The sequence below is a fragment of the Halopenitus salinus genome (genome assembly GCF_055397165.1).
This window is the reverse complement of the sequence record NZ_AP043853.1, coordinates 2,343,183-2,355,087: the sequence shown is the minus strand read 5'-3', so window position 1 is coordinate 2,355,087 and position 11,905 is coordinate 2,343,183. Positions and strand designations below refer to the sequence as shown.

At 59.3% G+C, this 11,905-nt stretch carries 11 protein-coding genes; 4 read left to right on the top strand and 7 right to left on the bottom strand.

The window, feature by feature from the left end:
- The first annotated feature begins 2 nt into the window (after positions 1–2).
- Positions 3–3,572, top strand: a complete 3,570-nt coding sequence (locus ACZ5YD_RS13575; RefSeq protein ID WP_379741214.1) for a UvrD-helicase domain-containing protein — start codon at positions 3–5, stop codon at positions 3,570–3,572.
- Between the two features lie 391 nt (positions 3,573–3,963).
- On the opposite strand, the gene ACZ5YD_RS13570 is transcribed toward ACZ5YD_RS13575, so the two are convergent.
- The 4 genes from ACZ5YD_RS13570 to ACZ5YD_RS13555 form a co-directional block, all read right to left on the bottom strand.
- On the bottom strand, positions 3,964–4,185 hold the full coding sequence (locus tag ACZ5YD_RS13570) for a hypothetical protein (protein WP_379741217.1): 222 nt from the start codon (positions 4,183–4,185) through the stop codon (positions 3,964–3,966).
- A 24-nt stretch (positions 4,186–4,209) separates the two neighbouring features.
- Complete coding sequence (locus tag ACZ5YD_RS13565; protein ID WP_379741220.1) at positions 4,210–4,629, bottom strand: DUF8161 domain-containing protein; 420 nt, start codon at positions 4,627–4,629, stop codon at positions 4,210–4,212.
- 18 nt (positions 4,630–4,647) lie between these two features.
- A complete protein-coding gene (locus ACZ5YD_RS13560; RefSeq protein WP_379741222.1) occupies positions 4,648–5,043 on the bottom strand; it encodes an HVO_A0114 family putative DNA-binding protein in 396 nt (131 codons plus the stop codon).
- Between the two features lie 66 nt (positions 5,044–5,109).
- A complete protein-coding gene (locus ACZ5YD_RS13555; RefSeq protein WP_379741224.1) occupies positions 5,110–5,406 on the bottom strand; it encodes a toxin-antitoxin system TumE family protein in 297 nt (98 codons plus the stop codon).
- A 314-nt stretch (positions 5,407–5,720) separates the two neighbouring features.
- On the opposite strand from ACZ5YD_RS13555, the gene ACZ5YD_RS13550 reads away from it, so the two are divergent.
- The gene (locus ACZ5YD_RS13550) at positions 5,721–6,371 is read left to right on the top strand and encodes a DNA N-6-adenine-methyltransferase (RefSeq protein ID WP_379741227.1); all 651 of its coding nucleotides are present in this window, start codon (positions 5,721–5,723) and stop codon (positions 6,369–6,371) included.
- Between the two features lie 317 nt (positions 6,372–6,688).
- Here the strand turns inward: ACZ5YD_RS13550 and ACZ5YD_RS13545 are convergent, their stop codons facing one another.
- From ACZ5YD_RS13545 to ACZ5YD_RS13535, 3 genes are all read right to left on the bottom strand, one after another.
- Positions 6,689–7,093 (bottom strand): hypothetical protein, encoded by a 405-nt coding sequence (locus tag ACZ5YD_RS13545; RefSeq protein ID WP_379741230.1) that lies wholly within the window; start codon positions 7,091–7,093, stop codon positions 6,689–6,691.
- A 1,068-nt stretch (positions 7,094–8,161) separates the two neighbouring features.
- Positions 8,162–9,421, bottom strand: a complete 1,260-nt coding sequence (locus ACZ5YD_RS13540; RefSeq protein ID WP_379741233.1) for an MgtC/SapB family protein — start codon at positions 9,419–9,421, stop codon at positions 8,162–8,164.
- Between the two features lie 200 nt (positions 9,422–9,621).
- Positions 9,622–10,563: a DUF5995 family protein gene (locus ACZ5YD_RS13535; protein WP_379741236.1), complete on the bottom strand. Its 942-nt coding sequence runs from the start codon at positions 10,561–10,563 to the stop codon at positions 9,622–9,624.
- Positions 10,564–10,664: 101 nt separating this feature from the next.
- On the opposite strand from ACZ5YD_RS13535, the gene ACZ5YD_RS13530 reads away from it, so the two are divergent.
- Together ACZ5YD_RS13530 and ACZ5YD_RS13525 are read left to right on the top strand one after the other, a co-directional pair.
- Positions 10,665–11,162 (top strand): hypothetical protein, encoded by a 498-nt coding sequence (locus ACZ5YD_RS13530; protein ID WP_379741239.1) that lies wholly within the window; start codon positions 10,665–10,667, stop codon positions 11,160–11,162.
- A gap of 87 nt (positions 11,163–11,249) precedes the next feature.
- The gene (locus ACZ5YD_RS13525) at positions 11,250–11,900 is read left to right on the top strand and encodes an HAD family hydrolase (protein WP_379741242.1); all 651 of its coding nucleotides are present in this window, start codon (positions 11,250–11,252) and stop codon (positions 11,898–11,900) included.
- Positions 11,901–11,905 lie beyond the last annotated feature (5 nt).

Sequence of the window (11,905 nt, the reverse complement as noted above, 5' to 3'; positions counted from 1 at the left end):
CAATGAGTGAAATTGGCGACGACAATCCCCTCGTTTTGAGGGGCGCACAGCAGGCGATCAGGAATGCCTATTTCGATTACGAGACCGGGCTCTTCACGCTAAATTGTGTTCCGGGTGCCGGCAAATCCGTCGTCGCACACCACATCGCCGCCGAGGATATCCTCCGCCGATACGTCGCTGGTGATCCGACGCCGGAACAGCACGTCGCGGTGATATCGTTCAATCGTGACGAGGCTGCCGACATCGTCCCGAAGGTATGCGATCGGCTGCGAACCATTGTTGAACACGATCTCGTCTCCATCGCATCCGAAGTCACCGACGAAGAGCTTGAATATCTCTTACAGCGTACACGCCAGGCCCCGTACGTAGGAACTGTTGACAGCCTCCTTCGTGGTGTCCTACAAGAGATCTCCCATGACGCAGGATTCGAGGAGATGCCTTCAGTTGGTAATGACGCGCTATTACATCGAGCTCACCGAAACTGTTACGAGGCTCTTCAGGATGACCCGGATCACGAACGACGACTCCGAGATCTAGAAGCCGCATATCCGGAGGGAGAGTATGACGATAGTGTAGCTGAGATGCTCAAATCCGCCGTGACGTTCTGCCGCGATCAACGTCTGTCGACTGCGGATTTTCACTCGGAATTGGCACAGACGCGGGATGCCACATACCCCGGCGGAAAATCCGAGTCCTTCGAAGATATCGCACAGTCCGTTGAGCGGTTTGTCAACGGTAGCGGAGAAGACGGCGACGACGATGTTGGAGAGCGCGTCAGAGATCGTGTGGCTGTGCCCGACCAAGAGCGACTGCTCGATGCCGACCGCCAACTGTACGACGCATGGTCTGAGCAGATCGACGACTTCTGTACGATTTTGGCGGCCTATCGCACGGTCTACCAAGACGTCGTCCGGGAATTGGGTGTCGTCTCCCACACGGATGTCGCATATCTCGTGGACGCGTACTTTGACGAGTCCGTTGATCGATCTCGGCTCCCAGAGCCGCTTCGTGAGGTCAATGACACGCACCGCGATCGTGTCTTACAGACGTATCAATCACGGATTCGTAGTTTGATCATCGACGAGGCTCAGGACGTTTCTGCTATTCAGCACGCCGCGCTGTCACATATCGTGACGGAAGGCTCACGGGTGTTTGCCTGCGGAGACGTCCGTCAGGGAATCTACCTGTGGCGACACGCAGACCCGACATGGTTCGACGCTGCGACCACCAACGGAGAGTACCTCGGCATTAGCTGGGATCCTCACGAAAATCGGACCGCAACGACCACATACCGGTGCGTTCCCGATATCGCAGCGGGCATCAACGCCATCGGTGAACCGATGTTGACCGACCCAGCCCGTGGAGACCTGGGTGGTCTAGATGTAGCATATCCCCGGTTACAGGCAGCCCGTGACGGAGATGATGATGCCGCCATTCATATCTCTGCGTTTAACGGTGCTGGCCGCCCGGGAACCGACACGTGGGCGTCTCCCGATGATGGTGTTGGCGAGGCAGACAAGTTAGCAACTCACATCGCAAAGGGGCTTGCGGACGGAACGTTCTGTGACGAACACGGTTCTCCTCTAAACGTCACGGTGTTATTTCGGCGCAGAGCGCGGATGCCGGAGTACAAAAAGGCGTTTGATAACGAGAATCTCCGAGTACGCACTGCGGCAGAGGGACTATTTGCTTGCCCTGCGGTCGGCACAGTATTCGCTGTCTGTGACTGGTTACAAGAGCCCGGTTCTCCGGAGCAAACGAAGGCACTGCTCACGGGGTCCGAACTGGGAGTCGATATCGACACGGATACCTTTGAAAGTCAAGAGTGGGACATAGATCACGCGCTCGACGACGTGAGCAGGATGTCGGCGGAACAGCAGCACGTGCTACGTGGACTTCGCCGCCTCCGTGACAGACGCGATATGGTCCACCGACAGCCGGCCAGCGTATATATCGAGGAGATAATCGAGTCGCTCGCACTTCGGGCAGATCCGTGGGAACTCGCGTCCGGTGTCGCTCCCGCCCAGCGAGTCGCAAATCTCGATGCGCTTGTCGAGACGATTACCGAGTGGGAGGGAGAGACACGTTACGCACCTGGGGACTTGGTTGAGCTCGTCCAACCCTTCTTTGAGAGCCCCAGTGAGGGGCCGTCCCAACCAAGCACTGTGGGCAGCGAGTACGACGTCGAGTTCCGGACTGTACACGACGCAAAAGGTGATCAAGACGACGTCGTCGCCATCGCCGATCCCGGATTCAATGTATGGTCGCTGGGACCCCATACACAACGATTCGTCACACAGGGATCAATCACGGGAATCGCCCCACCCACAAACACCGATGTTCCTAATGACATTACGCTCCCGCCGTTCGACGGTGGACTATACGACTCACCGGGCGGCTGGGACCGCGATACCGGGCTTCGGTGGGCGACAGCTCAGTGGTCCGACACCGTGTGTGAATCCACGAACCGTCAGAACCTCGTCGGTCCTGAGCGGCTCTGCCGTGTCGTCGCAAATGAACGTGCAGAGGTGTGGCGATTGCTGTACGTGGCGCTAACACGAGCTAGAGACCATTTGATCGTACCCCTACCGCTTGATACTAGAGAAAATCAGCTTCGTGACCGCTGGCTAGATACGATCCGTGACGGTCTCCAATTCAGACAGAAGGGAACTGACTCGTACACATTAGAACTCGATAGATCGGACCCAAACGGAGACGCGATTGAAGTCGGAGTCAACGACGTCGATTTGTTCGCCCAATGGAGCCCCGCAAAATCCGAACTATCCCCTGCTAACGTCGTCACCCGGCGACCACAGCCTAATGAGCTCGAACAGTGGATTCCACGGTTCCTGAATCCCTCGACAATGTACCCGTTGACTGAAGACCTCGACAAGTACACCATCCCACATCTCCTTGGAGAATCGCTCCACACAGACACGAACGATGTCCCCGACGATCTTCCACTCTTATTTGATCAGCTGGGACCCGAGGCAGTCGGGACGTGTCTCCACGCAGTGCTCACGGAGTTGGTTGCCCGAGGGATTACCGAAACATCGCTACGAGCGATGAATTCGAATGTTCGAGAGACTTTCGATGATGTAATTGATGATCTTGCGTCGGAAGCAAGCGTCGCCGAGCGTGACGCTATGTATGCGTTCTTCGAGCGCGTACTCGTAGGATTCGTTGATTCCAATCTATGGGAGCGAATTGAGGATCCGCGAACAGACGTAAGCGTTGAGCGGCCCATCGATGGCCTTGTCGAATCAGGCGGAGTCGAGTTCGAGATTCATGGACAGATCGACTTCGTTATTGAGTACCCGAACGGAGAGCGAATCCTGTCAGATGTGAAGATAGCATTAGCTGAACCGACCGAGAAAACACACCAGCGGTATCAACTACAGATTGCAGCATACACCTATCTCAGTGAGCAAATGAAGGAGTCCAATACGACCGTAGAGGGAACTGTTGAGACTTTCGGTGTCACAACTGGTACAACTACGTCCTCGTGGCCTTCAGACATTATTCAGACACGTTTAGAACGATTTGGATCCGTTGAATTTCTTGATCGCTAATACAGATATCCTGATCACAATCAATACAGGGGACTCATGAATCGCTCAGTACAGTGGACTCACGAACCGCTCAGTACAGTAAGCTCAGTTAGAAGAATCCGAGTAAACCTGCTCCACCAATCAAAACCATGCTGACGCCCAGCAAGAGTAGCAAGACCTGCTCCAAGCCGAGGGCGTTGTACCCCATAGAACCGGGTACCATGCGCTGTCTATTAGTTTTATCTCCGAGCATAGGATAGTTCGCAGCTCTCATCGACCGACTGTTTCAGGTATGAACATGTCTGAAGAATAGGATTTCAACAGAGCCGCTTAATCTTAGGGACAGGCCGATGATTCCTCCCGGACGAGCAGCTGGTGGCTGGGTATCAGGACAGGTATCGGTGTTTCGTCCTCACCCCCCAGTAGCCATGTCCCAGAGGAGGGCGACGTCGGCGACACCGATGATAACCCCAGCTAGTCGCCAAGCATCAAGCACCGATGAGAGGTCGAAGAACGGGCCGGTGACTGCGAGTTCGAAGGCCGACGCCCAGCTGGTGACCCCGAACAAGAGCACTCCAAAGAGTACCCACAGTACGGTCGCGCCAGCAGCGACGAGAAGCCTGTTGCCGCTCATCTTTGACGCTCTGTCGACACCCGACTATTGTCCATCGTACCAGAGCGGCGCACCGAACGCGTCGGCGTAGCAGTCTGGGTGACACGGTCGCTTGCGGTTGTCCGGCCACGCTAGATCGAGAGGGACCTGCTCACCGCAGAGCCCACACTCGGCACTGTGTCCTGCTTGGCGAGCGTCTGGTGAGAGGTTCCGCGCCTCGATGTAGAGTTCGTGGAGCGCCCACGGCGTGAGGCGAACGGCGACACGCTCGGCCGCATCGGGATCGCCGTCCGGCGTCGCGGCCGAGAGCGTAAGCACCCAGTCGTCACCTGGCCCGCCGTCGGTCGCTGGCCCGAGGGCGATCGTCCCCGCGAGGTCGTCGTCGACGTAGTACCACTCTGCGTTGCGGTCGACGTGGTAGTGACCATTAGGACGCGGATCCTCAGGGTCGACGTCGTCGCCCATCCGTGTCTCCCCGCTGGGTCAGGCGTTCGCCTTGCGCCCCTGTCCCGACCCAGTCGTGAGCGGGATGTCGGCGTCGATCTCGTCGTACCACACGACCGGCCGCTTCGCCCGGCCATCCTCTTCGAGTTCGAGGAGGCCGTAGTCGGCCAGCTCGTTCACGTTTTCGAGGACTTCTGGCGGGTTCCGGTCAACGAGGCGCGCGAGCTCGCGGATGCTCCCTGGCTCGTGTTCGACGATTGCTTCTAAGAGTTCGAGGTTGGTCGAGCGGAAGACGCGGCCGAACGTTTCGAGGTTCTCGATCGAGAGCGTCGGCTCGCTGGGTTCGACGTCCTCGCCGGCATCGATCGCTTCGAGGCGCTCTTCGAGGTCGCTACGGTCGCCGGACTTGATCCGAACGTGGAGTGTCTGAGTCATGGGTGGTGTGGGGTTGTCGGTTGGAATCGGTCGCGGCCAGTACGTCGGTCACCGTGCTCGAACGCGCTACCAGTCGTCGCGCTTCTCTTCTGGGAGCGCCGCCCGCCACGCGCGGAAGATCTCCGCAAGACCGGGGTAGTCGATCTCGAAGGTCTCGCCCCCGAGGTGGAGCTCGTGGACGCCGTGGTGGTTGTCGAACCGGATGATCGGCTCGTCCGCGCCGGCTTCGCCGTAGTGGTATGCGTACTTGATCCCGTCCTCAAACCGGTCCGAGGTTGGGACTGAGAGCACGCGAACCCGCGCAACAGTGCCGTCGGCATAGGCCTCGATCTCATCTTCGAGTACGGTGACATCATCGCTCATCCACACGTATGTCGACGCACCCTGCTCCGATAAGTGTTAGGGAAAATCCTAACAAAGAACAGGCAGTACCCTTTCGAACCCCTCATCAAAAGGAACAAGCTCGAAGACTTTCGGAGCGGCTCCATGGGCCGATGATCGAAACAGATGATGTTTAGTAATGAGTAAGTCGTGGGTGTGCGTGAGAGTCCCAACGTCGAGCTTCGCAGTCACGGTTGTTACGATTTCGATGCCATCACTAGCAAATATATGTTCACGTCTCGTCCTTGTCGATAACCGTCGCAAAAGAAATGATAGTACATACACAACTACCATATATGTCAAAAAAGATCTCCTCTGCTTCCCCCCACGATGAGAGAAACAACGATGTCGGTACAACTCATGCTAGATATAATGGGCAAAAGATGCGATTGATGACAGACGGCGGGAACCCGACCAATGATATGAGTTTATTCACATCATCCGAAACGGATGAGTGGGCGACACCGCCAGATTTTCTGCGACCGCTTGCAGAGGCGGTCGGCGGTTTCGACCTCGATGCGGCTGCAGGTGCGGAAGAAAGCCCGATTGCAGAGTCTGTGTACACTGAGGCCGACGACGGACTCGTACAGCCATGGTTCGGCACAGTGTGGGTTAATCCACCGTACTCGGGAATGAAGGAGTGGACTGATAAGGTCGTCTCCGAACTGTACCGCGACGATGTTGATACGATTCTGTATTTGTGTAAGGGAGATACGTCCACTGATTGGTGGCACACGGCGCTCGCAGAGGCATCCGCCATCGGGATGATTGATCATCGTCTCTCATTCGGGGAAGATCCCAACTCGGCTCCGTTCGCGTCCCATGTGTTTGCATTTGGTGATGTCAACGATACTGTACTCAATACACTCAATCAGCAGGGAGCTGTGTTTACAACCGATCATATTCACGAAAAAACGGCGCAGACGAAACTCATCGACGACGAGTGACTATCTACTGAAGGGGGGAGAGAGGTGCCCCGAGTGTGAATCTCCGATATGAATTGTTGGCTCTGTTGACTCGATGGAAACTCTGCTACCCTAGGAGAGTGAAACAAGATATAGGGCGCAAGAAACCGACGGATTTCACGTGCCATCGAGCACGTTCTGTTGACTGGTCCGTGTGCGAAAAAACCCGAGTCATGGATGCTACAGCCCGGATGCCGCGGGACGCGGCATCCGGGAAAGCCCGAATAGGTGGTTCTGTTGAAATCCTCTTCTTCAGATAAGTTCTTGTCTGAAACAACTGGTCACTGAAAGGTGCGTATCTAACGACGCAAAAATGTGTCACGACGTACCAACAGGAGAGTGAGCACGATCAACGGAAGTGTTAGGTAGATAATCAATATCATTAATGGAATATCTATCCTCACAGCCTGAATCACACCAACCACCGCCGCTACGAGTGTTCCATACCAGCCGATGAGCCTTCCTTGATATACAAAGACCGCCAGTACGCCAAGTACAATTCCTATCGCACTCCATCGGAGAGCAGCGACTGTTTGAGGACTGATCCCAGTTTCAACAACTGGCCCCGATAACTGGGACAATGCCGCAAACAAGAATGAGAGGGCTGCGAACACCGCTAATCCGGCTGCAAGACCGAGAATATCTATTGGTGGGCGTCCCTCACGTTTCTTTTCAAAAAGTGTAGAAGGATTTCCTTCTGGCATATCTCATTCTTTTTATTCGAGGCACTTAATTAATCATCTGTACTGACCACATCCGGTCAGAATATATCATTTCCTGAGTATCTCAACAGAGCCCAAGTTTCTAAGATTCTGGGGCTTCGCATATTCTGGCATGGAAATCATCGAGATCGACACGAAGGACAATCGCGTTCGCTTCCACGTTCGCGCACGGAATTCAGACGACAGCGAGTTAGTTGTCTACGGTCTCCGCCGACACCTCGATAACCTGCCATCGGATGCAGAACCCCGAATACACCGCGCACTCTCAAACCACAACATCAAACGATACCGCGAAGGTAGCTATATCGGTGTCTTCGCATCATACGATTTGACCAGTGGCGAGATTCGTGAGCCAGCCGAAATCCTTTCCGACCCGTACCCACGCAACCTCGAACTTAGCGAATTCCCGCCCGACCCAGGCCAACTGTATAAATGGTAATCTATTGTCTTTTTCTGATAAACAAGTAGGTTGGTAAGGATTTCAACAGAGCCGAATAGGTGAATCTCTGCTTCACGTGCTGGCGTCCCGAGTCACACGATCGCCTCTCCGAACGATGATGGCCATTGGCCGGGCAGACAGACGAGAGAGCTGAGAGCCGCCAAACTAGCGGCCCTCAGCGGTCGGTCGGAGCCTTTCTTTAGCATCTGCTATCGCTAGACGGCGACCGCACCGCAGACACGTTTCGACCGCCTGCCGGCTCTGAAAGGAACAGATCCCCGGACGACGTAATCATTTTGTCGCTAGACGTGGTTTGGTCGGCTAGCAGCGTTTCCATAGGTGTGTTGAATAGCGACCTCTGGCCCGCGGTGCGGTAACACCGTATTTGAAATCACTCGCGTCACTGGCCCACAAGCTGACTCAAACTCTGACTGTCCACGCAAGCACCGCTATTCAACACAGCATTCTGAACTACTGTGTGGTGGATCGGTTTGGGACCCCGTTGTGGTTCCTTTTGATCTATGATGCGCCAGATGTTCGGAAACGGTTAACGAACATCTGCACTCTTCGGGATCGCGGTTCTCTTCGTGGACGCGGCGTCAGTGAACGGTTCACACGATGAGTAGCGATGCGGCCCCGAGGCCGACGCCGACGGCGATCAACACGAGGCTGTAGGCCAGAACGGGCCGGACCAGTTCGCGGGCGATCGTGGCGGCGAAGACGACCTTCACGAGGATCGACGCCGCCGTTCCAGCGATGACGCCCCAGACGGCGGTCGTGGCAGTGATCTGTCCGGTGCTCGCGAGCGTGACCGCGGTCGTCACGGCGGTGCCCGAGGAGACGAGCCCCGCCAGGAACGTCGTGAGAACGAACCCGCTGGCGCCGAACGTCTCTTGAGCCCCGGCGGAGGCGAGCAGCACGACGAGGAACAGCGCCCCGAAGGTGAGCGCGTTCCGCAGGCTGAACGGCGAGGTGAGGTCCGTCCGGACGTCGGCGTGCCAGTCGCTCGTCGTCATCGAGGAGACCACGCCGGCGACCGCGATTCCGCCGAGGGGGATGCCGACAGCGAGCGCCTCGGCCGGAATGAACGCCGCCACCACGACGGCGTTACGCAGGGCCATCGCGGCGTTGGCGAGGAGGATGGCGCCGACGGCGAGGTCCCGCAACCCCGGATCCGATTCCGCACGTTTCGCCATCTCCGCGATGACTGCGGTCGAGTTGACGAGCCCGCCGAAGAACCCGGTGACCGCGAGTCCCCGGCCCTCGTAGCGTCTGACGAGCACGTAGTTGACGAAGCCGATGGCGCTTATCGCGATCACGAGGAGCCAGATGACCCGCGGCTGGATGGCGTTCCAGGGACCCATCGTCTCGTCGGGCAAAAGCGGGTAGACCACGAACGCGAGGATCGCGAACTCGGTGGCCGACCGGACCTCCTCCTTCGAGAGCCCCCAGGCGAACTCGTGGAGTTCGCGTTTCAACACCAAGAGCAGCGAGGACAACACGGCGACCGTCACCGCCTCGATGTAGCGTCCGACGCCGACGAGCGCTCCGATGCTGTAGGCGACGAGCATGGACATCGACGTCGTCAACGAGAGCCCGTCGTACGCCTCGGCGAGCAGCCCGCGAACCGCGAGCAGGACCGCGTGGGCGACGATCAACGTGCCGCCGACGAGGAGGAGCAGGTCGCTATCGAGGAGCACGAACACCGATCCGAGCAGGCTGATCAGCGCGAACGTACGGATCCCCGCCGTCTTCTGGGACCACTCGCGCTCGAGGCCGAGGAACAGCCCGAGCGCGGTCGCGACGACGAGCCGCGTCACCGGCCCGTCGAGCTCCGCCACCAGCGCGCCCTCGATACCCGTCTGGGTCACGGCGGCTCACTCCCGAGCGATCCGTTCCTCGCAGTCATGCCGGGACGTACGACGCGCTCCGTCGAATAGGTTACGAACGTCAATGTATGTCTATATAGACTATTTAGAACAGACGGTGTCCGTGGGGCGGACGACGGATGCTCCGATCGGACCCTCACACGTCGGAACGGGCCGAAGAGTCACGCGCGCCATGGCGAGAGTCACCGGCGTGGGGCGTCGGACGTGGCCGCGGACTCCTCGAGTCGCGTTCGGATCAACTCGACGGCCGTGTCCAGATCGGTTCCCTCGGATTCGACCGCGTGAAGCGTCCGTCGAAGCGTGGGATCGAGCCGGGGACCGAGAGCGAAGAACGCGCCGCCGGTGGCGGTGGCCCACAGCACCCACCTCGCGTAGGACGCGATCGGCGGAACGTGGACGTCGGTCAACACGGTCGCGATCCGCCACGCCTGCTCGCGGCCCTCGGTCATCGAGAGCAGGGTGAACGCCTCGTCGAGACGGCCGAACGCCGCGTCGACGTCGTCGATTCCGGCCGCGTAGATCTCGGCGAGCGCGTCCTGTTGGACGTCGACGAGACGGGCCAAGATCCCGTTGATGGCCCGGTGATCGGCGTGTTTGTCAGCTCGATTCGGGTCCATGCCGATCTCGTCGATCGCGAGCGCGAGGTCGTAGTTGATGTGGGCGTTCACGCCGAGAACTGCGTCCTGTACGACGAGGGCGTCGCCACGAACGGCGGTGGCGAACGCGATACGCCAGGGGTCCGGAACCCGCTCGAGTTCCCCGCGTTCGAACGCGAGAAACGCCCGCCGGTAGTGGTTCGCGAACGCGATCACGTACCGTCGCATCCAGGTCGGGTCCCTGAAGATGCCGCCCTCGATCCCGTCGTGGACCTCGCGGGTCATCCGCGCGTAGATGGTCAAGAACACGGCGCGTCGATCACCCCGCTCGCGCAACCGGGACTCGAGTCGCGACAGGCGATCCGCGGCGTCCTCCACCGACTCGAAGGGCCGATCGACGACGTCGACGAGCGCCGGATCGGGATCCGGGGGTGGCGAAAACGACCCCAGATCGCCGCCGATCGCGAGGCGCACCGCTCGAAGCGTGTCGCCGTCGATCAGCCGAGCGGCATCGGTGTATCCGGCCACGAGAGATCCGAACGGAGATCGGTGGGGCGGGGAGTAGTATTATACGGTTTCGGAGTGTTGGTTGATCTACAGTTTCGGAGAGCCCGTCCAGGGGTGAGTTCATGAGTCGATCCACGAGCCACGACGCGTCCGCCACGGCTCCTACGACCACGTGGGCGCGGAAGAACTGGCTTCTCATCACGCTGTTCACGGCGTTGTCGATCGTCGGCGTCGTCGTTTCCACGGGCGCGTTTGGGTTCGGTCTGGTCGACGCCGACGGCGGATCGAGCGACGGGGTGAGCGTTCCGGCGTACGTCTATCTGTACGCGTCGATGGGCGCGTTGGGGTACATCTTCACGAAGCTCATGTCCGGCATCGAGTCGTACGACGAGACGGACGACATGGACCGCCTCGTCGAGCTTGCGCTTCGGATCCCGGTCGCGTGGGTCCTCGGCGCCGGGGTGTATCTCCTCTCGACCGCTCTGCTCGCCCCCGGACAGCCCGAGACGGCCCGGTTTACCGCCGGGGTCGCGTTCCTCGTCGGACTCTACGTGAACGTGACGATGAAGTCGCTCGGCAGTCTCGCCGACCGCCTGCTTGGTCGAGGCAGCGATCGCTGAGGTCCTGCTCGCGTCGCGACGGCGGGCCGGGGAACGGACGCCTCGACGACCACAAGGGCCATCTTCGTCGGGTCCGTACGTTCGGACATGCTCGATAGCGCGTACGACGTTCACCTGTTCGACCTCGACGGGACGCTGGTCGACGCCGAGTGGGCGTACACGCGCGAGGTCTTCGACCGGGTCGAGGATCGGATGGGCCACGCGTTCTCGGACGATCGCGTCCGGATCCTCTGGCACGGACTGGCCGGGTCGCGAAACGAGACGCTACGGACCTGGGGGATCGATCCCGACGAGTTCTGGCCGGCCTTCCACGCCGCGGAGGACCCCACCGCGCGCGCCGAGGCGACCTACCTCCACCCCGACGCCGAGCGCGTGCTCGCCAACATCGAGGGGCCGACGGGGCTCATCACGCACTGTCAGTCGTTTCTGACCGAGCCGATCCTCGACCGGCTCGACCTTCGCGACCACTTCGACGCGGTCGTCTGCTGCGATGCGGACACGGGGTGGAAGCCGGATCCCGACCCGCTTCGGACGGCGATGGCGGAACTCGACGTCGACCCGACCACACACCGGGGGTATTACGCCGGCGACGGCGAGGCCGACGTGGGCGCCGCCTGGAACGCTGGGCTCGATGCGGTCCACGTCGAACGCCTCGGCCACCGCGAGCGGGGGCGATGCGTGCTCGGCGACCACCGCGTCGAGCGTCTCGACGAACTCCTCGAAAGCGAGGTCGGATGACGTTC

Bases quoted from the DNA above. Each gene is read 5' to 3' on its own strand.
- ACZ5YD_RS13545 (WP_379741230.1), bottom strand. From the start codon at position 7,093: ATGCCAGAAGGAAATCCTTCTACACTTTTTGAAAAGAAACGTGAGGGA.
- ACZ5YD_RS13530 (WP_379741239.1), top strand. From the start codon at position 10,665: ATGAGTCGATCCACGAGCCACGACGCGTCCGCCACGGCTCCTACGACC.
- ACZ5YD_RS13555 (WP_379741224.1), bottom strand. From the start codon at position 5,406: ATGAGCGATGATGTCACCGTACTCGAAGATGAGATCGAGGCCTATGCC.
- ACZ5YD_RS13565 (WP_379741220.1), bottom strand. From the start codon at position 4,629: ATGGGCGACGACGTCGACCCTGAGGATCCGCGTCCTAATGGTCACTAC.
- ACZ5YD_RS13525 (WP_379741242.1), top strand. From the start codon at position 11,250: ATGCTCGATAGCGCGTACGACGTTCACCTGTTCGACCTCGACGGGACG.
- ACZ5YD_RS13570 (WP_379741217.1), bottom strand. From the start codon at position 4,185: ATGAGCGGCAACAGGCTTCTCGTCGCTGCTGGCGCGACCGTACTGTGG.
- ACZ5YD_RS13575 (WP_379741214.1), top strand. From the start codon at position 3: ATGAGTGAAATTGGCGACGACAATCCCCTCGTTTTGAGGGGCGCACAG.
- ACZ5YD_RS13560 (WP_379741222.1), bottom strand. From the start codon at position 5,043: ATGACTCAGACACTCCACGTTCGGATCAAGTCCGGCGACCGTAGCGAC.
- ACZ5YD_RS13550 (WP_379741227.1), top strand. From the start codon at position 5,721: ATGTCAAAAAAGATCTCCTCTGCTTCCCCCCACGATGAGAGAAACAAC.